Origin of the sequence: Aeromonas sp. QDB62, from assembly GCF_027705695.1 — a bacterium.
Lineage (GTDB): Bacteria > Pseudomonadota > Gammaproteobacteria > Enterobacterales > Aeromonadaceae > Aeromonas > Aeromonas allosaccharophila.
This window is the reverse complement of record NZ_JAPDCD010000035.1, coordinates 33,081-53,728: the sequence shown is the minus strand read 5'-3', so window position 1 is coordinate 53,728 and position 20,648 is coordinate 33,081. Positions and strand designations below refer to the sequence as shown.

The following is a 20,648-nucleotide window of genomic DNA, read 5'->3' as shown; positions in this document are numbered from 1 at the left end:
TTCGTTGCTGCGGGAGTGGAATTCTACTCAACCGCCTTCTCGAGTCAAGCCTTATTTTCAAAGGCTTTTCGAGGTTACCGACTTGGCTTTCTGCGTTGCCGCTTGCTCTGTCGATGTGGCGCATTATAGGGATCTGGATCACGCTTGCAAGGGTGTTTTCGAATTAAATTCGCATTTTTGGTTCAACCGTTCACTAATCACCCAAAAAGCGCATTTATCCTGCAATAACACACCCATTTGGCGATATCGCTACCTTTATGTGGCGTGGCGGAGGGTGCAGATCAAGGTTGTGGCGATTTGGTCTCTCTACATCTATATGCATGGTGATCGAGGTCACGCCTTCGGGTAACATAGCGCCCCTTTGCGATTCACACACTCTTGGGCTTTGGAGAGTTTAATGCCTTTTGCACTTGGCCAGCGTTGGATTAGTGATACAGAGACGGATCTGGGGTTGGGGACTGTCGTTGCTGTTGAAGGACGCATGGTTACCCTGTTGTTTCCGGCTACCGGTGAAAACCGCATGTATGCCAAAGAAGAGGCGCCGGTGACCCGGGTCAGCTTCAATGTGGGCGATCAGATCACCAGTCACGAAGACTGGACCATGACGGTCGAAGAAGTGCAGGAGAAAAACGGCCTGCTTATATATGTAGGTGTGCGCACCGACAATGATGAGCCCGTTGCCCTCAAGGAAGTGTTTCTCAACAACTTTATCAAGTTCAACAAGCCGCAGGATCGCCTGTTCGCCGGTCAGATTGACCGGATGTCCCGCTTTACCCTGCGTTACGAGGCATTGATCAACCAGCACCAGCGTCGTCGCAATCCGACTCGCGGTCTGGCCGGTGGCCGGGTCAGCCTGATCCCGCACCAGCTCTATATCGCCCACGAAGTGGGTCACCGCTACGCCCCGCGCGTACTGCTGGCCGATGAGGTGGGTCTGGGCAAGACCATCGAAGCGGGCATGATCATTCATCAGCAGTTGCTCTCCGGCCGCGCCCATCGCGTGCTGATCCTGCTGCCCGAGACTTTGCAGCACCAGTGGCTGGTCGAGATGCTGCGCCGCTTCAACCTGCACTTCTCCCTGTTTGACGAGGAGCGCTGCATCGAGGCATTCGCCGATGCAGAGAACCCCTTCGAGACCGAACAGCTGGTGATCTGCAGCCTCGACTTCCTGCGCAAGAAGCGTCGTCGCTTCGAGCAGGTGCTGGAAGCCGAGTGGGATCTGCTGGTTGTCGACGAAGCACACCATCTGGAGTGGAGTGAAGAGGCCCCCAGCCGCGCCTACGAAATGGTGGAAGCGCTGGCCGAACAGGTGCCGGGCGTACTGCTGCTGACCGCTACCCCGGATCAGCTGGGCCACCAGAGCCACTTTGCCCGTCTGCGCCTGCTCGATCCCGAGCGTTTCTACGACTACGAGGCTTTCCTCGCCGAGGAGCAGGCTTATGGCCAGGTCGCCAGCGCCGCGCAAGAGCTGCTGGAAGGCGAGACCCTGAGTGATGCAGCCAGACAGATCCTCGCCAGCCAGCTGGAAGGGCTGGACTTAAGCGATGCAACCGCCCGTCAGCAAGCGGTCGCCAAGCTGCTGGATCAGCACGGCACCGGCCGGGTGCTGTTCCGCAACAGCCGCGCCAATATTCAGGGCTTCCCCGAGCGTCATCTCAATGTCTACCCCATGCCGCTGCCGGATCAGTACAAGACCGCCATCAAGGTGATGGGCATGATGGGTGGCAACGGCGGCGATCTGCAGACCCGCGCCCTGCGCTACCTCTACCCCGAGAAGATCTTCCAGCAGTTCGAAGGCGACAACGCCACCTGGACCCAGTTCGACCCGCGCGTCGAGTGGTTGCTGGGGCTGCTGCTCTCTGCCCGCCAACAGAAGGTGCTGGTGATCTGCTCCGAAGCGGCCACCGCTCTCGCACTGGAAGAGGCGCTGCGCACCCGTGAAGGGATCCGCGGCACCGTATTCCATGAAGGGATGTCGATCCTCGAGCGGGACAAGGCCTCTGCCTATTTTGCGCAAGAAGATGGTGGCGCCCAGGTGCTGCTCTGCTCCGAGATCGGCTCAGAAGGTCGCAACTTCCAGTTTGCCAGTCATCTGGTGCTGTTCGATCTGCCGCTCAATCCGGATCTGCTGGAACAGCGCATCGGTCGACTGGATCGTATCGGTCAGCAGAATACCGTCGAGATCCACGTTCCCTATCTGGAGGGCACCTCCCAGCGCGCCCTGCAGCTCTGGTATCACGATGGTCTGGACGCGTTCGAGCAGACCTGCCCGACCGCTCGCCCGGTATTCGAAGCGGTGCGTGACGAGCTGTTCGAGCTGCTGGCCGCCAACACCGGCGATCAGGCGACCCTCGACGCCCTGCTGATCAAGACCCGCGAACTGCACGAACCGCTCAAGGCCCGGCTGGAACAGGGTCGCGATCGCCTGCTGGAGATCCACTCCAGCGGTGGTGCCGCCGCCCAGCAGCTGGTCGACAAGCTGGCCGCCGAAGATGACGACACCGGCATGATCTCCTTCGCCCTCAAGATGTTTGACGAGATCGGCGTCAATCAGGATGACCGTGGCGAGAACGCGCTGGTGCTGACTCCCGGGGATCACATGCTGGTCTCCAGCTTCCCGGGCCTGCCGCAAGACGGCATGACCATCACCTTCGATCGCAACACCGCCCTGTCGCGGGATGACATGGCGCTGCTCTCCTGGGATCACCCCATGATGCGCGGCGGCATCGACCTGATCCTCGGCTCCGAGATCGGTGCTACCTCGGTCGCATTGCTCAAGAACAAGGCGCTGCCCATCGGCTCCATCCTGCTTGAGCTGATCTTCGTTGCCGAGTCTGCGGCCCATCCCCAGCTCTACCGTTTCATGCCACCGACGCCAATCCGTCTGCTGATGGACAAGAACGGCCAGAATCTGGGCGAGAAGGTGGCGTTCGATGCCTTCAACCGCCAGCTGACTCCGGTCAACCGCCACCTCGGCAGCAAGCTGGTCACCGCGTCCCAACCGGTGATCCACGGTCTGATTGGCAAGGCTCAACCGATTGCCGAAGAGCTGAAAGCCGGGATTGTCGACAAGGCCCGTGCCCAGATGGCGCAGACCCTGCAGCAGGATCTGGATCGTCTGGAAGCGCTCAAGGCGGTCAACCCGAACGTGCGCGACAGCGAACTGGATTATCTGCGCAATCTGCAGGCAGAATTGCACCACCTGATCGATCAGACCCAACTCAAGCTGGATGCAATCCGCTTTATCGTGGTCACCCATAACTGACAAGGTACCGACCGACAGCGGCCAGACCCAGCTCAAACTGGATACTCAATGCCGCTTTATCGTGGTTACCCATAACTGATGGGGGCTTGCCCCCACCTTCTGATGCGAGACATTTATGTTTGAATACTCACCGCCTCTGGAACCCTGGCTCGATATCCTGTTCAAGGACAAGGACATCATGGTGGTCAACAAGCCCACTGGCCTGCTGAGCGTCCCCGGGCGCGGCCCCGAGAATGAAGACAGCGTCCTGCATCGGGTGAAGCAGCAGCACCCCAAGGCGGCGGCGGCTCATCGCCTCGACATGTCCACCACGGGCGTCATTGTCATTCCCCTCAACCCCAATTCACATCGGGAGCTGAGTCGGCAATTTCGCGAGCGGGAGACCGAGAAGCACTACCTCGCCTGGGTGTGGGGCGAGCCGGAGGCCGAGTCGGGTCAGGTTGACCTGCCGCTCTGCGTCGACTGGCCCAACCGCCCGAAACAGAAGGTTGACCACGAAGAGGGCCGCCACGCCCTGACCCTGTGGGAAAAATTGAAGGTGGAGAACGGCAACAGCCTGATCAAGCTGACCCCCATCACCGGTCGCTCGCACCAGCTGCGCGTTCATATGCTGGAGCTGGGGCACCCGATCCTGGGTGACAACCTCTACGCCCATCCGGATGCACTGGCGGCAGCGCCCCATCTCTACCTGCATGCGGCCAGCCTGACCATCAGCCACCCCCGCAGCGGCGAGCGGATGAGCTTCGAGGCGCCAGCGCCCTTCCCGCTCTGAGCGGAAGAGGCTCGCGCCAAATCGCAGAGATAACAAAGCCCCCATCGCGAGATGGGGGCTTTTTCATTAGGGTCAGACGCGAATATCGATCTTGCTTCCCAAAGAAGCGCTGGCCGATGTCGGTGCAACCGGCGCTGATTGCGCTGCGTTTTGCAGCAGCTTCAGCGCAGCTTCGCCCTCTTGGGTCTGCTGTTTCTTGGCCAGACTGGCCGTCATCAGAGCAGAACCAAACGACGCATTTGCAGAACTTGATATATCCATAGGGTTCCTCCTGCACTCAACAGTATCGGCCAAGCGGCCCGGAACATAAGCACTGAATACAAAACAATCTGAAAGTCGCTTTTCTATCAATCAGATAGCGCGAACATTCATGGCCCCTGTTCACCGCTAGATGACGCCTTCAAGCTCCTGTACCGTCATCGGCCGAAGCACCTTGCAAGGGTTGCCAGCCGCCACCACGCCCGCCGGCACATCCTTGGTCACCACCGAACCCGCGCCAATGACGCTATTGTCCCCTATGGTGACGCCGGGGCAGATGACGACGCTCCCGCCAATCCAGACGTTGTGGCCTATACGAACAGGCTTGCCGAACTCCACCCCCTTGATGCGCGGCGCCACCGCCACCGGATGAGCAGCGGTGTAGATCTGCACCCCGGGCGCCAGCAGCACGTTGTCGCCGATGTGCACCTCGCAGACGTCGAGGATGGTGCAATTGACGTTGGCGTAGAAATTCTCCCCCACGAAGATGTTGGCACCATAGTCGCAAAAGAACGGCGGGTTGATGGCGCACGCTTGGCCACGCCCGCCCAGCAGTTCATGGAGCAGGGCATCCCGCGCCGGTTTCTCCTGCCAGCTGGTATTGAAGGTGTGATAGAGCTTGCGGCAGCGCTCGCGCGCCGCTTTCAGCTCAGGGTCACCAGCATCATAAGGCGCCCCCGCCACCATCTTCTGCCACTCGGCACCGCGCACCGCGTTCGTCATCGCCTACTCCATCAGCCAGATCAGGGATTCATAAGGGCGCAGCATACCCGATTGCGGTCGGGCTGGGCTATCTGGGTAGTTGCCCAGCAGCAGGTGACCCTCCCCGCTTTGCAGCTCGGCAGGCAAGGCAAACTCCACCGGCTCACCGTAGAAGTTGCTCACTACCAGCAGGGTCTGACCGTTGGCGCGGCGGGCATAGGCCCAGATCTGCGGGTGCCCGGTCAGCAGCTCCTGATAATCCCCCTGAGTGAAGATGGGGTGCGCCTTGCGAAGGGCGATGAGATCCCGATAGTGCCAGAACACCGAGTTCTGGTCGGCCAGCGCCGCCTCGGCGTTGATCTCCGGGTAGTTGGTGGCTGGCTTGAGCCAGGGCGTCCCGCTGGTAAAACCGGCGTTGGGGGCGGCGCTCCACTGCATCGGGGTACGCGAGTTGTCGCGGGACTTGGCGCCGAGAATGGCGAGGATCTCGGCCTCGCTCATCCCTTCGGCCTGCTTGATGGCGAAGATGTTGCGGCTCTCCACATCCTGATAGTCATCAATGCGCTGATAGCCGGGGTTGGTCATGCCGATCTCCTCCCCCTGATAGATGTAGGGGGTACCCTGCAGGCCGTGCAAGGTGCTGGCCAGCATCTTGGCGGCGACCACCCGATGCTCGCCCTCATCGCCGAAACGGGAGACGATGCGCGGCTGATCGTGGTTGCACCAGAACAGCGCCGACCACCCCTTGCCGTGCATGCCGCTCTGCCAGTGGTTGAAGATACGCTTGAGTTCGAGGAAATCGAACGGCGCCTTGGTCCACTTGTCGCCGTTGGGGTAATCCACCTTCAGGTGGTGGAAGTTGAACACCATGGAGAGCTCGGAGCCGTCCAGTGCTCCATAGCGCTGGCAGTGCTCCAGCGAGGTGGAGGACATCTCCCCCACCGTCATGGCGCCGACCGGGGCAAAGACGTCACGGCTCACATCCTGCAAAAATTCGTGGATACGCGGCCCGTCGGTGTAGAAGCGGCGGCCATCGCCGATCTCGTCGTTCGGAAACGCCTGATCCTTGGAGATGAGGTTGATGACATCGAGGCGGAAGCCATCAACCCCCTTCTTGGCCCAGAAGTGGATGATCTTTTTGACCTCGGCGCGCACCGCCGGATTTTCCCAGTTGAGATCCGCCTGCTCGCGGGCGAACAGGTGCAGATAGTACTGACCGGTGAGCTCATCCAGCTCCCAGGCGCTGCCGCCAAATTTGGATTGCCAGTTGTTGGGCACGCCGCCATCCACCGGATCGCGCCAGATGTAGTAGTCGCGGTAGGGACTGTTTTTATCCCCCAGCGCCGACTTGAACCAGGCGTGCTCGGTGGAGGTGTGGTTCACCACGATATCCATCACGATGCGGATGTCGCGCTCATGGGCGGCGGCCAGCAGCGCCTCGAAATCGGCCATGGTGCCGTAGGCGGGGTCGATGGCAAGGTAGTCGGCGATGTCGTAGCCGTTGTCCACCTGCGGGGAGACGTAGACCGGGGTCAGCCAGAGGGCATCGACACCCAGGGTTTTGAGATAGTCGAGGCGGGCCATGATCCCCTTGAGGTCGCCGGTGCCACGCGCAGCGGAATCCTGAAAGCTCTTGGGGTAAATCTGGTAAATCACGGCACTCTGCCACCAGGGTGTTTGGCTCATGGGTCTTTCTCTTGTCTCGAATAGAAAATGGAGAGGGCGACCCGCGGGTCGCCCTGATAATCAGTGTCAGGCGCTGGCTTGGGCCAACTTGCCAGCAGCTTGCTGGCGCTTGTAGACCAGCAGGGTCAGCACCACCGGCACCACGATGGCGACCAGCATGGCAATGGAGTAAACGGCCCAATATTGCGGCTGGATGGAGAGGATGCCCGGCAGGCCCCCTACCCCGATGCCGTTGGCCATCACCCCGGCGAAACCGCAGATGAGGGCAGCAAGGCTCGATCCCACCATGGCGCACAGCATGGGGAACTTGTACTTGAGGTTGATACCGTACATGGCCGGTTCGGTCACCCCCAGGTAGGCGGAGATGGCGGCAGGCACCGAGATCTCCCGCTCGTTCTCCTTACGGCTGATCAGAATGATGCCCACCACGGCAGACGCCTGAGCGATATTAGAGAGCGCAATGATCGGCCAGATCGGCGTGCCGCCCATGCTCTGCATCAGTTGCAGATCCACTGCGTTGGTGGTGTGGTGGATACCGGTGATGACCAGCGGTGCGTAGAGGAAACCGAACAGCGCGGCACCGATAGGGGCGAAGGAGCCGGTCATGGCGGCCTTGGCAGCGAAACCGACGCCCTCACCAATCCAGCGACCGAACGGGCCGATAAAGGCGTGGGCCACGATCACCGCCAGCAGCAGAGACACGAACGGCACAATCACCAGATAGAGATAGGCCGGAATGATCCGCTTGAGGTTGGTCTCCACCCAGGCGAGGAAGACACCCGCCAGCAGGGCCGGAATGACCTGGGCCTGATAACCCACCTTCTGGATCACGAACAGGCCGAAGTCCCACACCTCGGGAGTTTGCTGGCCGATGCCGTAGGCGTTCATCAGCTGCGGCGACACCAGCGTGATGCCGAGCACGATACCCAGGATCTCGGAGCCGCCCATCTTCTTGACCGCAGACCAGCAGACGCCCACCGGCAGGAAGTGGAAGATCGCCTCGCCCAGCAGCCAGAGGAAGGCGTGTACCTGAGCCCAGAACTGGCTGATCTCGGTGAGGGTGTGAGTGCCATCGTCAAACATCTTGATGTCGCCGATGACGTTGCGAAAGCCCAGGATCAGACCGCCGGTGATGATGGCGGGCAACAGCGGCACGAAGATCTCCGCCAGATGGGAGATGCCCCGCTCCAGCGGGTTCATGTTCTGGCGGGCTGCCTGCTTGGCGGCATCCTTGCTGCCACCGCTGACGCCGATCTCTTCGGTCAGCGCCTTGTACCACTGCTCCACCTCGTTGCCGATCACCACCTGAAACTGACCGCCCTGGGTGAAGCTTCCCTTCACCGCCGGGATGGTTTCGATGGCTTTGCTGTCGGCCTTGGCCGGATCGTTCAGGACGAAGCGCAACCGGGTCAGGCAGTGGCTGACGGTGGCGATGTTCTCCTTGCCGCCGATCTTGTCGATCAGGGTGGCAAGCTGCTGTGCGTTGATCTTGGACATGGGTCTTCCCTCTGTGACGCCATTGAATAGTGGTCTGCATCGCCCTTATGAGCCAGTCTGTCGGCCGGAGCGTTTTTGGTATCGTTCCCATTTAGCATGCCGACAATTTCGCAAGATCAAAATGGGAACGTTCCCAATTCGTGGCCAGCGTCACAAAAAGCGCGTTTTTTGTTCAGTCGAAAGTGATGGGGCTCACAGGGTTCGGCAGGGGGCGATAGTCACCAGCGGTGGTTGTTCCTGCTCGATCTGGCCGAGCAGCTGACGCGCCGCCTGCTCGCCCGCCCCCTTGTAACCGAGATCGAGACTGAGGGCGTTGGGGAAGAGGAAGCTGAGCATGGGGTTGTTGCCAAGGCCGGTCACCAACACCTCGCTACGTCCTTGTTCTTGCAGGTATTTTGCCGCTCCGATGGCGAGGGTGTCGCTGGCGCAGACCAGCGCCTGGGTGGTGGGAGTAAGCAGCTCGGCAGCCAGCCGGTAGCCGCTCTGCAGGCTGAGATCGCCGAGGGCGCTGCGCGGGCGCAACCCCTGCTCTGCGCAGTAAGCGAGATAGGCATCGAGGCGGCGCTGGCCGGTGGTGAGGTCGGCGGTATCCACCCCCAGATAGGCGATGTCGCTGGCGCCACGGCTTGCCAGCTGCGCCAGCATGGTGCGCACCGCTCCGGCATCGTCGAAGCAGACCGAAGAAAAACCGGGGTATTCGCGGGCGACCAGCACCAGCTTCTCTTTCAGCGGCGCCATGGCGGCATAGTCCAAGTCATTGAAGGCGAACAGGATAATGCCATCCACCCCGCGCCGCTCCAGCACCGCCAGATGCTCCTGCACCTTGGCGGGGGAAAACTTGCTCTCCATCAGCACGGCGTCGTAGCCACGCTGGTAGAGGGTCTCCAGCATGCCGCGCACCGCCTGATTCTCCGAACTGGAGTCGAGCCGCGAGACGATGATCCCCACCACCTGCTGACTCTGGCTGCGCATGGCCCGCGCCGACTTGCTCGGCACGAAGCCATGCTCGGCGATGATCTGCTCCACCCGCTCGCGGGTCTCCTGCTTCACCTTGGGATCCTGATTGAGCACCCGGGAGACGGTCGACTTGCCGACGCCGCTCAGTCGGGCGATATCGAGGATGGTCAGTTTCTTGTCCATGAATTGGCTCACAGGAGGCTAGGCGGTGGAATTGCCCACATTGTTGTGATTAACCCCTGTGAATACAAGTCCATGGCGTTAGAATGCCCTTTTTGCCCCGCCGTCAGGGTATGTGGGCACAGCACAGGATGCTCATCATGGATCTGCTGGCCAGTCTGCTCTTCTCCCTCTCCATCACCGGCCCCATCTGCGTGGTGCTGCTGCTCGGCATCTTGCTCAAGCGGCTGGGACTGCTGCCGGATCCCTTTACCGAATCCGCCTCGCGACTGGTGTTTCAGGTCACACTGCCCTCCCTGCTCTTTCTCAGCATTCTGGGCACCAACTTCGCCACAATGCCGAGCCTCTGGTTTATCGGCTATGGCCTGCTGGCCACCGTTATCAGCTATCTGGTGCTGGAATTGCTGGCCGGGCGTTTTATCGGCGAGCAACGGCTGCGCGGCATCTTCGTGCAGGGGAGCTTTCGCGGCAACAGCGCCATCATCGGGCTCGCCTATGTGCAAAACGCCTACGGCCACGAAGGGTTGGGGGCAGCGGCCTTCTATGTCGGTGCGGTGACCGTGCTCTACAACATTCTCGCGGTGATCACCCTCACCCGCAGTCTGGGCGGCGCCACCGGCATTCGCCCCATTCTGCTCGGCATCATCAAGAATCCGCTGATCATCGCCATTGTGGCGGCGCTGCCGTTTACCCTGCTCGGCATCAAGATGCCGCAACTGCTGCTCACCACCGGCAGCTACTTCGCCAATATGACGTTGCCGCTGGCGCTGCTCTGCACCGGCGCTTCTCTCAGTCTCGACGCCCTGCGCGGTGGCGCGGCGTTGGCAGGTTGGGCCAGCATCATGCGGCTCTGCCTCATTCCGGCAGCCTTCACCCTGGGGGCGGCCCTGCTCGGTTTCAGCCATCTGGAGCTGGGCATTCTATTTCTCATCAGCGCCACCCCGACCGCCGCGGCCAGCTACGTGATGACCCGCGCAATGGGGGGCGACAGCGTGCTGGCTGCGAACATTATCGCCACCACGACCCTCGGATCGCTGGTCACTACCAGCCTGGGGGCCACCCTGATGAATTACCTCGGTTTGATGTACTGACCTCACCCGCACACCGGCGGGAGCAACCCTGATGAATTACCTCGGTTTGATGTGCTGACCTCACCCGCACTCCGGCCGGGAGCAACCCTGATGAACTATCTGGGCCTGATGTACTGACCTCACCCGCACACCGGCTGGGAACGACCCTGATGAACTATCTGGGCCTGATGTACTGACTGCTTGACCTTGCCGGAGGCGGCAGCTTTAGGCTGGCGCACATCAACAGAGGAGATATCCCATGACCATCGAACTCACCGTGTCCGGCATGTCCTGTGGTGGCTGCGCCGCCAGTCTGCAAAAAGCGTTGCTGGCCCAGCCTGCCGTCACAACCGCAACCGTCGATTTCGCCAGTAGCAAGGCCGTCATCGAAAGCGGGCTGAGCAAAGCCGAGCTGATCGCCCTGATCGAAGCCCAGGGCTTTCAGGTAGGTTAATTTATCTCTATAGAGGTATTAAACAGGTTAAAAATCTGTACCCACCTGTCTTTTGGTGAGTTTTATCACAGATATTGCTGTTTAAATGGGCAAACTTGCTGCGATTATTCCAACCATAAGGATTTGCAGCATGACCCTACCGATCCGCAAGACCCTGCTCGCCGCCGTCGTTGGCCTGACCCTCTCCCCCATGGCGATGGCCCTGCCCAGCGTCCATATTCTGGCGACCGGCGGTACCATCGCCGGGGCAGGCCAGTCGGCCACCCAGTCCAACTACGAGGCAGGCAAGGTAGCCATCGAGACCCTGATTGCTGCCGTTCCCGAGATGAAGAACGTCGCTGACGTGCAGGGTGAGCAGGTAGTCAAGATCGGCTCCCAGGACATGAACGACGAGGTGTGGCTCAAACTGGCCAAGCGGGTCAACGAGCTGCTGGCCAAGGATGACGTGGACGGCATCGTCATCACCCACGGCACCGACACCATGGAAGAGACCGCCTACTTCCTCAACCTGACCGTCAAGAGCGACAAGCCGGTAGTACTGGTTGGCGCCATGCGCCCCTCCACCGCCATGAGTGCCGATGGCCCGCTCAACCTCTACAACGCAGTAGTGACTGCCTCCGACCCGAGCTCCAAGGGCCGTGGCGTCATGGTAGCGATGAACGACACAGTGCTGGATGCCCGTGACGTCACCAAGACCAACACCACCGGGGTGCAGACCTTCGCCTCCCCCAACTTCGGCCCGCTGGGTTACATCCACAACGGCAAGATCGACTATCAGCGCACCCCGGCCCGTCTGCACACCAGCAAGACGCCGTTTGACGTGAGCAAGCTCGACAAGCTGCCGCAAGTGGGCATCGTCTACAACTATGCCAACGCCACCGATCTGCCGGCCAAGGCGATGGTGAACGCCAAGTTCGACGGTATCGTCAGTGCCGGTGTGGGTAACGGCAACCTCTACCATACCCTGTTCGATACCCTGGCTCAGGCGAGCAAGGATGGTATCCGCGTGGTGCGTTCCGCCCGCGTGCCGACCGGCGCCACCACCCTGGATGCCGAGATCGATGATGCCAAATACGGCTTCGTGGCCTCCGGCACCCTCAACCCGCAAAAATCCCGCATCCTGCTGATGCTCTCCCTGACCCAGAGCAAGGATCCGGCCCAGATCCAGCGCTGGTTCCAGCAGTTCTGATAAAGGTTGTCTGACAAGTGATAAGCAAGGGCGGGACTTCCCGCCCTTTTCCATCCCGTGGCGCCACCTCGCCGCGCGCTCTGTCTCGCTGGTTCCATCCTTGCCCCTTTTCTCGCCATCGCGGACTCTCGTCAGCAAATTAGCGAACCGGATCACCCGCTTTCACAAGCGCATCGCCGCCAAATTCATTACACTGCCAGCGATCTTATCCACTCAAGAGGTGCTGTTGCTGTATGGAAATATTGATCCTGCTGGGATTGATTTTGCTTAATGGCGTCTTCGCCATGTCAGAAATCGCCATCGTCACCGCACGCAAGGCGCGCCTCGGCAAACTTGCCAATGAAGGCAACCGCTCCGCCGCCATCGCCCTCAAACTGGGTGAAGACCCGACCCATTTTCTCTCCGCCGTCCAGATAGGCATCACCAGCATCGGCCTGCTCAACGGTATTTATGGCGAATCGCTACTGGCCCAGCCCTTCTCGCTCTGGTTGCAGGAGTGGGGACTATCCCCCAAGAGCAGCGGCCTGATCGCCACCGTCATCGTGGTGGTGGTCGTTACTTACCTCTCCATCGTGGTGGGGGAGCTGGTGCCCAAGCGGCTTGGCCAGCTCAATGCCGAGCGCATCGCCTGCCTGATGGCCCGTCCGATGCACTGGCTCGCTACCCTGACTCGCCCCTTCGTCTGGCTGCTGTCGGCCTCCACCAATGCCAGCCTGCGGCTGCTGCGGGTCAACCAGAATGGCAGTAACAATGTCACCGAGGAGGAGATCCACGCCATGCTGGTGGAAGGATCGGAAGCCGGGGTGATCGAGGATCATGAACACACCATGCTGCGCAACGTCTTCCGTCTCGACGAGCGCAGCCTCTCCTCCCTGATGGTGCCACGCAGCGATATCCGCTATCTGGATCTGGCGCTGCCGCTGGAGGCCAACCTGCAGCGGCTGGTGGAGTATCGCCACAGCTATTTTCCGGTCTGCGACGGCAACCTGTCAGAGCTGGTAGGGATCATCAATGTCAGCAAGGTGCTGCACGCCTATATCAAGGGAGAGCCTATCGATCTGGCGGCCCTGACCCAGGAAGGGAGCCTGCTGCCCGAGACCCTCAACGGCGTCGAGCTGCTCAACCACTTCCGCACCCACAGCGAACAGATGGTGCTGGTGGTGGACGAATATGGCGAATTACAGGGGCTGGTCACCCAGCAGGATCTGCTGGAGGCGCTGGCGGGGGATTTCCAGCAGGAGGATGGCAGCGACAACTGGGCCTTCCGGCGCGCCGACGGCAGCTGGCTGCTCGATGGCCTGATCCCGCTGCCAGAGTTGAAGGACTGTCTGGAGCTGGTTCGTCTGCCAGAAGAAGAAAAACATCACTATCACACCCTCGGAGGGCTTATCATGCTGCTCCTTGGTCGTGTTCCACACACCGGAGACCTGGTGACACTGGAACAGTGGCAACTGGAAATTGTTGACATGGATGGCCTGCGCATCGACAAGGTGCTCGCCATGCCCTTGACCGATCAACCCAGCTAACCTGCGGAGTTTGCAAGTATGGAGCAGTTTTACCAACTGGCTCACGCCTTTATGAATCACGATCTGAACACACTTTCCGATCCCAAGATGGCCTTCATGATCTGTGGTGTGATTTTGACGTTTCTGGTACTGGAGAACGGATTCATCCCTACCGCCTTTCTGCCCGGTGACAGCCTGCTGCTCCTCACCGGCGTGCTTATCTATCAGGATGTGTTGTCACTCGGGGTGATCCCGCTGCTGATCATGGCTACCTTTGTCGGCACCTGGCTCGGTTACATGCAGGGGCGCTTCCTCGGCCATACCCAGCTTTACCACCGGCTGATGTCCCACGTGGAAGAGCGACACCAGCAGAAGGTCTACCACCTGCTGGACAAGTACGGGATCATCACCCTGATCACCGCGCGCTATATCGCCTTCGTGCGCACCGCCTATCCCTATATCGTGGGGGCCACCGAGCTGCCGCAGGGGCGTTTTCTCATCGTCAATCTGATCAGCTCCATTATGTGGATCTGCCCGCTGGTCGGCACCGGCTACTACCTGAGCCACACCAAGCTGGCAGCCGAATACCAGACCCAGTTCTTCAACATCATCATCTATCTGCCGGTGGTACTGCTGGTGGGTGGCATGGTGGCGCTGGTATGGCGCTGGATCAGCAAACGCAAGGCCGCGCAGCCGCGGGATTGACCCCTCGCGCAACGCCCGACCCGAAAGCCCTCGCCAGAGGGCTTTTTTGATCCCCTATTTTGCGCAAATAGCAGAAATAGTCCCGCTCGGCCCTTGTAAAGCAGGGGTAAAAATGAGTGAATCTAGCGCCTTTTTTTGGATGGGAATGGAGTCGGTTGTATGTGGTGTCGGATTCGCGCAGCAGCGCTGGTTGTCGGGTTGATGGGAATGCTGGGATTGCCTGCGGTCAGCGCGGCCCCCAACCCAGCCAAACTGGAAGTACGCTCAAGCAGCGCCCTGGTCGTGGATGTAAAAACGGGCAAGACGCTCTACCAGAAGAATGCCACCAAGGTGCGTCCCATCGCCTCCCTCACCAAGCTGATGACAGCGCTGGTGGTGCTGGATGCCAAGCAGAATCTCAACCAGACCATCACGGTCGACAAGAACGATCTGGATCGGGTCAAACACACTCACTCCCGCATCCGTATGGGCACCAAGGTGACCCGTCGCGATGCCCTGCATCTGGCGCTGATGTCCTCCGAAAACCGGATGGCCTCGGCACTGGCGCGTCACTATCCGGGTGGTCGCAGCGCCTTCGTGCGGGCCATGAACAACAAGGCCAGACTGTTGGGGATGCGCAATACCCACTTCTACGATTCCACCGGCCTCTCCACCCGCAACGTCTCCACTGCCCAGGATCTGGGCAAGCTGGCCGCCGCCGCCTATCGTCAGCCGCTGATCCGTCAGTTCACTCAGGATGAGAACCGTGAGATGCGGTTCAGCTCCCCCGCCTACAGCCTGATGTTCAACAACACCAACCCGCTGGTGAAAAACCCGGATTGGGACGTACGCCTCTCCAAAACCGGCTTCACTGACGAAGCGGGGCGCTGTCTGGTGATGCGCGCCAAACCGGACAATCAGGAGCTGGCCATCGTGCTGCTCAACTCGGTGGGCAAACGCACCCCCATCGGCGATGCCAACCGCATTCGCAAATGGCTGAAAAGCTGAGTAACACTCTCAACACCAAAGGATGCTGCGGCATCCTTTTTTATTGCCCGCAGAACGCCTCAGCAGGCCTTACGGGATGTTGATAGCCAAACCCTGAGTGGTGAGCTGCGCGCAGTCCCCCGCAGTAACAGCAGGCATACAGCCCGCCTGCAGATGAGGCTCAGGGTGGCAAGGGGTTGCACCGTTCAGAAGAGCGCGGTGTAATAACAGAAGGGGAGCAGAAAAGAGGACAAGAACAGGCAGGCAGGCAGGCAGGCAGGCAGGAGGGTAACCCGGCCGCTCCAGCGAACGAGGATCCGCATCAAAGAGTGAATTGTCGCCCATAAAAAAACAGCCCCGACCGAAGTCGAGGCTGTCTGTATGGTGCGCCCGAGAGGATTCGAACCTCTGACCACCTGGTTCGTAGCCAGGTACTCTATCCAGCTGAGCTACGGGCGCGCACGAAGTATGGTGCGCCCGAGAGGATTCGAACCTCTGACCACCTGGTTCGTAGCCAGGTACTCTATCCAGCTGAGCTACGGGCGCCCTGTTTTAAAACGATAAAAAAAGCTTACTTATCAGTAAGCCTTTTCCAAAGTGTCGACTTGCTGATGGTCAACACATGACTCTTGCTTGAGTCGTAATATGGTGCGCCCGAGAGGATTCGAACCTCTGACCACCTGGTTCGTAGCCAGGTACTCTATCCAGCTGAGCTACGGGCGCAAATGGCGGAGAAGGGGGGATTCGAACCCCCGATGCGGGTATAAGCCGCATACTCCCTTAGCAGGGGAGCGCCTTCAGCCTCTCGGCCACCTCTCCGTTTGCGGGGCTGATAATACTTCACAGGGATTTTTAGTCAAACACTTTTTTGGAGAAAAAAGCGCGTTCGCTCAGCATTTGGTCAAAGCGTGGAATATTCAAACAATATCGGCACTTATCCCGCAGTTTCGCACCTTGCAGGGCGATTTTTGGGGGGCCAGAAAAACAAAAGGCGACACATAGGGTGTCGCCTTGTCACAGCCATGAACGCAGCTTAGAAGCCCGGTTGGCCCGGTACTTTCTCGGCCTGGATGCGCTGGTAGATCTCTTCGCGGTGCACGGAGACCTCTTTCGGTGCGTTCACACCGATACGGACCTGGTTGCCTTTAACGCCCAGTACGGTGACAGTCACTTCATCACCAATCATCAGGGTTTCCCCAACACGACGAGTCAAAATAAGCATTCGCTTGCTCCTGTATCCTGTTTTGTTTTTATATCGATATGCGACATTATCTTACAAAGATACCGATATGGTAAATGGTTGAAACTAAATCAATCAGAGATTGTTAGCCCAAGGGCTGCTCCTGCGGTGCCTGATCCAACCCGAAAGCCGCGTGCAGGGCGCGCACTGCCAGCTCCAGATACTTCTCGTCAATGACCACAGAGATTTTGATTTCAGAGGTCGAGATCAACTGCATGTTGATCCCCTCCTCGCCCAATACCTTGAACATGGTGCGCGCAACACCGGGATGGTTCCACATGCCGACACCGACAATGGAAACCTTGGCGATCTCGCCATTCCCCTGCACGCAGGAGGCGCCCAGCGCAGTGGCGGTCTCCTCCAGCAGTGCCCGGGCACGGCGGTAATCGTCACGATTCACCGTGAAGGTGAAGTCGGCGGTGCCATCTCCCAGGGTGTTCTGCACAATCATGTCGACATCGATGTTGGCGTCGCTGATCGGATTCAGGATCTGCGCGGCAACGGTTGGTCTGTCCGGCACGCCCAGAATGGTCAGGCTGGCCTCGTTGCGGTTAAAAGCGATCCCGGATACCAGGGGAGCTTCCATCCTATCACCTCCATATGTGATTAAGGTTCCCTCTCCATCGATAAAGCTCGACAGCACCCGCAGCGGGACGCGGTACTTGCCCGCAAATTCCACCGAGCGGATCTGCAGCACCTTGGCACCGAGACTGGCCATCTCCAGCATCTCCTCGAAGGTGATGGTGTCGAGACGACGCGCCTTGGGCTCGATGCGCGGATCCGTGGTGTATACCCCATCCACATCGGTAAAGATCTGGCACTCATCGGCCTTGATGGCCGCCGCCACGGCAACCGCCGTGGTGTCCGAGCCACCGCGGCCCAGGGTCGTGATGGCGTTATGCTCGTCACGGCCCTGGAAACCGGCGATCACCACCACCTTGCCCGCCCCCAGTTCAGCCTGAACCAGCTCGGTGTCAATGTGAGTGATGCGCGCCTTGCCATAGGCGGAATCGGTATGAATGCGCACCTGATCACCGGTCATTGAGACCGCAGGACAACCGCGTTTGTTCAACGCGATGGCCAGCAGCGCTATGGTGACCTGCTCACCGGTGGAGACCAGCACATCCATCTCGCGCCGGTTGGCATCAGGATCCAGCTGCTGGGCCATGCCCAGCAACCGGTTGGTTTCGCCCGACATGGCGGAGACAACCACCACCACGTCGTGTCCCTGGGCGCGGGTCTGCTCGACCCGCTCAGCTACCGCCTCGATCCGCTCCAGTGTGCCGACCGAGGTGCCGCCGTACTTCTGTACATAGAGTGCCACAGATCACCTCGCCCTATTACAGGCGCTCTTCCAGCCAGGAGTGAACGGATTGCAGCGCTGCCGGCACCGCCTCAGGCTGGGTACCACCCGCCTGTGCCATGTCCGCACGACCACCGCCCTTGCCACCCACCTGCTGGGCAACCAGATTGACCAGCTCACCGGCCTTGACCTTGCCGGTCAGGTCGTTGGTCACACCCGCGATCAGGTTCACCTTGCCGTCGGCACAGGTTGCCAGCAGTACGACACCGGACTTCATGCGGTTTTTCAGCTCGTCCAGCATGCCGCGCAGAGATTTCGGATCGGCCCCTTCCAGTGCTGCAACCAGCACCTTCTGACCATTGATCTCGATCACCTGACTCAGCAGATCGTTACCGGCCTGGGCAGCCAGCTTGGCCTTGAGCTGCTCCAGCTCGCGCTCCATCATCTTGGACTTGTCCAGGATCTGGCGCACTTTGCTGCCGATGGAGAACTGGTCGCCTTTCACCAGTGCGGCAGCCTCTTCAAACTGCTCGGCCAGCTGGTGCATGAAGTCGATGGCGCCCTTACCGGTCACCGCTTCGATACGACGCACACCGGCGGCGATACCGCTCTCGGCGATGATCTTGAAGAAGCCGATGTCACCGGTGCGCTTGGCGTGAGTACCGCCACACAGCTCGGTGGAGTAGTCGCCCATGCGCACCACTCGCACGTCGTCTTCATATTTCTCACCAAACAGCGCCATGGCACCGGCAGCCTTGGCGGCTTCCAGATCCATCACCTGAGTGCTGACTTCGTGGTTGGCACGGATCTGGGCGTTGACCAGCTCTTCGATGCGACGAATAGTCGCCATGGTCAACCCCTCGAAGTGGGAGAAGTCGAAACGCATGCGCTCGGCCCCCACCAGAGAACCTTTCTGGGTCACATGATCACCCAGCGACTGACGCAGGGCGGCGTGCAGCAGGTGAGTCACGGAGTGGTTCAGGGCAATGGCCTGACGGCGATCGCCATCGACCACGGCTTCCACTTCGGCGCCCTTCTCCAGGGTACCCAGCTCCATGTAACCCTTGTGGATGATCGCCTTGCCCGCTTTCTGGGTGTCGGTCACGGCAAAGATGCCGTCGTCCACTTTCAGGGTGCCGCTGTCGCCAACCTGACCACCGGACTCGGCGTAGAAGGGGGTCTGCTCCAGCACGATGACGGCTTCGTCACCGGCGATCAGGCCATTCACCTCTTCGGTGCCCTTGTAGATGCCGAGCACACGAGTGCGCTCGCTCAAGTTCTTGTAACCGGTGAACGGGGTTTCGAAGTCGAGCTTGAGCATCTCGTTGTAGTTCACGCCGAAGCTGGAGGCCTCTTTGGCGCGCGCACGCTGCTTCTCCATCTCGACGGTGAAGCCCTCTTCATCTATGCCGATGTCGCGCTCGCGCACCACGTCAGCAGTCAGGTCGGCCGGGAAGCCGTAGGTGTCATAGAGCTTGAACACCACCTCACCCGGCACGACTTTGGCGTCGCCCAGATTGGCCAGCACATCTTCCAGCAGCAGCAGACCGCGATCCAGGGTGCGGACAAACTGCTCTTCCTCGATGCGCAGTACGCGCTCGACCAGCGGCAGCTGGGCGATCAGTTCGGCGCCCACGTCCTTCATCTGCACCGCCAGTTCGGCAGCCAGTTTGTAGAAGAAGACGTCGGTAGCACCCAGCTTACGACCGTGGCGCACGGCGCGACGGATGATGCGGCGCAGCACATAGCCACGACCTTCGTTGGACGGCATCACGCCGTCAGCCACCAGGAAGGCGCAGGAGCGGATGTGATCAGCGATGACGCGCAGGGACTGGTTGCTCAGATCGGTGGTACCGACGATCTCGGCCGCTTTCTTGATCAGCGCCTGGAAGATGTCGATTTCGTAGTTGGAGTGGACACCCTGCATGATGGCGGAGATACGCTCCAGACCCATGCCGGTATCCACAGACGGACGGGGCAGCGGTTCCATGGTGCCGTCAGCCTGACGGTTGAACTGCATGAACACCACGTTCCAGATCTCGATGAAACGGTCGCCATCCTCTTCCGGCGAGCCAGGACGGCCACCCCAGATGTGATCGCCGTGGTCATAGAAGATCTCGGTGCAGGGACCGCACGGGCCGGTATCACCCATCGCCCAGAAGTTGTCGGAAGCGTAAGGGGCACCCTTGTTGTCACCGATGCGCACGATGCGATCGGCCGGTACACCGACCTCTTTCTCCCAGATATTGAACGCTTCATCGTCAGTCGCGTAGACGGTCACCAGCAGGCGATCTTTCGGCAGCTGCAGCACTTCGGTCAGGAAACCCCAGGCAAACTTGATGGCGTCATGCTTGAAGTAGTCGCCGAAGCTGAAATTGCCCAGCATTTCGAAGAAGGTGTGGTGACGGGCGGTATAGCCGACGTTTTCCAGGTCATTGTGTTTACCACCGGCACGGACACAACGCTGGGACGTAGTGGCGCGGTTGTAGGCACGCTTCTCGGCGCCAAGGAACACATCCTTGAACTGGTTCATACCCGCGTTGGTAAACAACAGGGTCGGGTCGTTATGCGGTACCAGCGAGCTGGAGGAGACAACCTGGTGTCCCTGGGAACGAAAATACTCGAGAAACGCAGCGCGTATCTCTGACGTGGACATATACATGGAAAATCCTGCTTGATTCGAATACGGACTTTTAACCGCATTAATGTAAGTTTTCTGCGGGGTAAAGTAAAACGTACAGGCCCGTCACGGGCGAAAAAGCGCGCATAAACGGATACGAAGAGAAAAGGGAGGCAAACCGAGGCTTTTTGAGCCGGGGATCAGGCAAAAAGCAGTGGAAAATAGCCATGTGGCACGGCAGAACCGGCCTTTCGCCACACCCGGCCCCCAAGCCACTGA

17 protein-coding genes and 4 tRNA genes are annotated in these 20,648 nt (G+C 59.9%); 9 read left to right on the top strand and 12 right to left on the bottom strand.

Annotated elements, in window-relative coordinates; all coding sequences use genetic code 11:
• The 3 genes from OKC27_RS16740 to rluA form a co-directional block, all read left to right on the top strand.
• Nucleotides 1-349: hypothetical protein (locus tag OKC27_RS16740; protein WP_270693880.1), on the top strand; the 349-nt coding region annotated here is incomplete at its 5' end.
• A 48-nt stretch (nucleotides 350-397) separates the two neighbouring features.
• Nucleotides 398-3,265, top strand: a complete 2,868-nt coding sequence (rapA, locus tag OKC27_RS16735; protein ID WP_270806514.1) for an RNA polymerase-associated protein RapA — start codon at nucleotides 398-400, stop codon at nucleotides 3,263-3,265.
• Nucleotides 3,266-3,380: 115 nt separating this feature from the next.
• Entirely contained in the window at nucleotides 3,381-4,037 is a 657-nt protein-coding gene (gene rluA, locus OKC27_RS16730; protein WP_270806513.1) for a bifunctional tRNA pseudouridine(32) synthase/23S rRNA pseudouridine(746) synthase RluA, read from the top strand.
• 72 nt (nucleotides 4,038-4,109) lie between these two features.
• Here rluA and OKC27_RS16725 read toward each other — a convergent pair whose 3' ends face one another.
• The 5 genes from OKC27_RS16725 to treR all read right to left on the bottom strand — a co-directional run bounded on the left by OKC27_RS16725 (nucleotide 4,110) and on the right by treR (nucleotide 9,320).
• Nucleotides 4,110-4,298: a hypothetical protein gene (locus tag OKC27_RS16725; protein WP_005336040.1), complete on the bottom strand. Its 189-nt coding sequence runs from the start codon at nucleotides 4,296-4,298 to the stop codon at nucleotides 4,110-4,112.
• Between the two features lie 126 nt (nucleotides 4,299-4,424).
• Nucleotides 4,425-5,018, bottom strand: a complete 594-nt coding sequence (locus tag OKC27_RS16720) for a sugar O-acetyltransferase (protein ID WP_270806512.1) — start codon at nucleotides 5,016-5,018, stop codon at nucleotides 4,425-4,427.
• A gap of 3 nt (nucleotides 5,019-5,021) precedes the next feature.
• The gene (gene treC, locus OKC27_RS16715; protein ID WP_270806511.1) at nucleotides 5,022-6,683 is read right to left on the bottom strand and encodes an alpha,alpha-phosphotrehalase; all 1,662 of its coding nucleotides are present in this window, start codon (nucleotides 6,681-6,683) and stop codon (nucleotides 5,022-5,024) included.
• Between the two features lie 66 nt (nucleotides 6,684-6,749).
• Complete coding sequence (treB, locus tag OKC27_RS16710) at nucleotides 6,750-8,180, bottom strand: PTS trehalose transporter subunit IIBC (RefSeq protein ID WP_270806510.1); 1,431 nt, start codon at nucleotides 8,178-8,180, stop codon at nucleotides 6,750-6,752.
• Nucleotides 8,181-8,372: 192 nt separating this feature from the next.
• Entirely contained in the window at nucleotides 8,373-9,320 is a 948-nt protein-coding gene (gene treR, locus OKC27_RS16705; protein ID WP_270806509.1) for a trehalose operon repressor TreR, read from the bottom strand.
• 137 nt (nucleotides 9,321-9,457) lie between these two features.
• Here treR and OKC27_RS16700 point away from each other — a divergent pair, with 137 nt between their 5' ends.
• The 6 genes from OKC27_RS16700 (at nucleotide 9,458) to pbpG (ending at nucleotide 15,227) form a co-directional block, all read left to right on the top strand.
• Nucleotides 9,458-10,408 carry an AEC family transporter gene (locus OKC27_RS16700; protein ID WP_270806508.1) on the top strand — a complete coding sequence of 317 codons (951 nt, stop codon included), beginning with the start codon at nucleotides 9,458-9,460 and terminating at the stop codon, nucleotides 10,406-10,408.
• Between the two features lie 238 nt (nucleotides 10,409-10,646).
• Nucleotides 10,647-10,841, top strand: a complete 195-nt coding sequence (locus OKC27_RS16695; protein ID WP_111809430.1) for a heavy-metal-associated domain-containing protein — start codon at nucleotides 10,647-10,649, stop codon at nucleotides 10,839-10,841.
• A 130-nt stretch (nucleotides 10,842-10,971) separates the two neighbouring features.
• Nucleotides 10,972-12,030, top strand: a complete 1,059-nt coding sequence (ansB, locus tag OKC27_RS16690; RefSeq protein ID WP_058053364.1) for an L-asparaginase 2 — start codon at nucleotides 10,972-10,974, stop codon at nucleotides 12,028-12,030.
• 233 nt (nucleotides 12,031-12,263) lie between these two features.
• Nucleotides 12,264-13,556, top strand: coding sequence for a hemolysin family protein (locus tag OKC27_RS16685; RefSeq protein ID WP_075112893.1), 1,293 nt, complete (start codon nucleotides 12,264-12,266; stop codon nucleotides 13,554-13,556).
• An 18-nt stretch (nucleotides 13,557-13,574) separates the two neighbouring features.
• Nucleotides 13,575-14,240 carry a DedA family protein gene (locus tag OKC27_RS16680; protein WP_058053366.1) on the top strand — a complete coding sequence of 222 codons (666 nt, stop codon included), beginning with the start codon at nucleotides 13,575-13,577 and terminating at the stop codon, nucleotides 14,238-14,240.
• Nucleotides 14,241-14,399: 159 nt separating this feature from the next.
• Nucleotides 14,400-15,227 carry a D-alanyl-D-alanine endopeptidase gene (gene pbpG, locus OKC27_RS16675; RefSeq protein WP_270806507.1) on the top strand — a complete coding sequence of 276 codons (828 nt, stop codon included), beginning with the start codon at nucleotides 14,400-14,402 and terminating at the stop codon, nucleotides 15,225-15,227.
• Nucleotides 15,228-15,588: 361 nt separating this feature from the next.
• Here the strand turns inward: pbpG and OKC27_RS16670 are convergent.
• From OKC27_RS16670 to alaS, 7 genes are all read right to left on the bottom strand, one after another.
• Nucleotides 15,589-15,665: transfer RNA gene (locus tag OKC27_RS16670), tRNA-Arg, on the bottom strand.
• A 10-nt stretch (nucleotides 15,666-15,675) separates the two neighbouring features.
• A tRNA-Arg gene (locus tag OKC27_RS16665) sits at nucleotides 15,676-15,752 on the bottom strand.
• Between the two features lie 100 nt (nucleotides 15,753-15,852).
• Nucleotides 15,853-15,929 (bottom strand) — tRNA-Arg (locus tag OKC27_RS16660).
• A gap of 3 nt (nucleotides 15,930-15,932) precedes the next feature.
• Nucleotides 15,933-16,025: transfer RNA gene (locus OKC27_RS16655), tRNA-Ser, on the bottom strand.
• A 214-nt stretch (nucleotides 16,026-16,239) separates the two neighbouring features.
• Nucleotides 16,240-16,428, bottom strand: coding sequence for a carbon storage regulator CsrA (gene csrA, locus OKC27_RS16650; RefSeq protein WP_005336053.1), 189 nt, complete (start codon nucleotides 16,426-16,428; stop codon nucleotides 16,240-16,242).
• Between the two features lie 103 nt (nucleotides 16,429-16,531).
• A complete protein-coding gene (locus OKC27_RS16645; RefSeq protein WP_163127421.1) occupies nucleotides 16,532-17,770 on the bottom strand; it encodes an aspartate kinase in 1,239 nt (412 codons plus the stop codon).
• 16 nt (nucleotides 17,771-17,786) lie between these two features.
• A complete protein-coding gene (gene alaS, locus OKC27_RS16640) occupies nucleotides 17,787-20,411 on the bottom strand; it encodes an alanine--tRNA ligase (RefSeq protein WP_111809427.1) in 2,625 nt (874 codons plus the stop codon).
• Nucleotides 20,412-20,648: the final 237 nt, after the last annotated feature.

Coding starts and splice junctions, on each gene's coding strand:
- csrA (WP_005336053.1), bottom strand. CDS start 16,428: ATGCTTATTTTGACTCGTCGTGTTGGGGAAACCCTGATGATTGGTGAT.
- OKC27_RS16680 (WP_058053366.1), top strand. CDS start 13,575: ATGGAGCAGTTTTACCAACTGGCTCACGCCTTTATGAATCACGATCTG.
- OKC27_RS16700 (WP_270806508.1), top strand. CDS start 9,458: ATGGATCTGCTGGCCAGTCTGCTCTTCTCCCTCTCCATCACCGGCCCC.
- OKC27_RS16720 (WP_270806512.1), bottom strand. CDS start 5,018: ATGACGAACGCGGTGCGCGGTGCCGAGTGGCAGAAGATGGTGGCGGGG.
- treC (WP_270806511.1), bottom strand. CDS start 6,683: ATGAGCCAAACACCCTGGTGGCAGAGTGCCGTGATTTACCAGATTTAC.
- rapA (WP_270806514.1), top strand. CDS start 398: ATGCCTTTTGCACTTGGCCAGCGTTGGATTAGTGATACAGAGACGGAT.
- treB (WP_270806510.1), bottom strand. CDS start 8,180: ATGTCCAAGATCAACGCACAGCAGCTTGCCACCCTGATCGACAAGATC.
- pbpG (WP_270806507.1), top strand. CDS start 14,400: ATGTGGTGTCGGATTCGCGCAGCAGCGCTGGTTGTCGGGTTGATGGGA.
- treR (WP_270806509.1), bottom strand. CDS start 9,320: ATGGACAAGAAACTGACCATCCTCGATATCGCCCGACTGAGCGGCGTC.
- ansB (WP_058053364.1), top strand. CDS start 10,972: ATGACCCTACCGATCCGCAAGACCCTGCTCGCCGCCGTCGTTGGCCTG.
- rluA (WP_270806513.1), top strand. CDS start 3,381: ATGTTTGAATACTCACCGCCTCTGGAACCCTGGCTCGATATCCTGTTC.
- OKC27_RS16725 (WP_005336040.1), bottom strand. CDS start 4,298: ATGGATATATCAAGTTCTGCAAATGCGTCGTTTGGTTCTGCTCTGATG.
- OKC27_RS16685 (WP_075112893.1), top strand. CDS start 12,264: ATGGAAATATTGATCCTGCTGGGATTGATTTTGCTTAATGGCGTCTTC.
- OKC27_RS16695 (WP_111809430.1), top strand. CDS start 10,647: ATGACCATCGAACTCACCGTGTCCGGCATGTCCTGTGGTGGCTGCGCC.
- alaS (WP_111809427.1), bottom strand. CDS start 20,411: ATGTATATGTCCACGTCAGAGATACGCGCTGCGTTTCTCGAGTATTTT.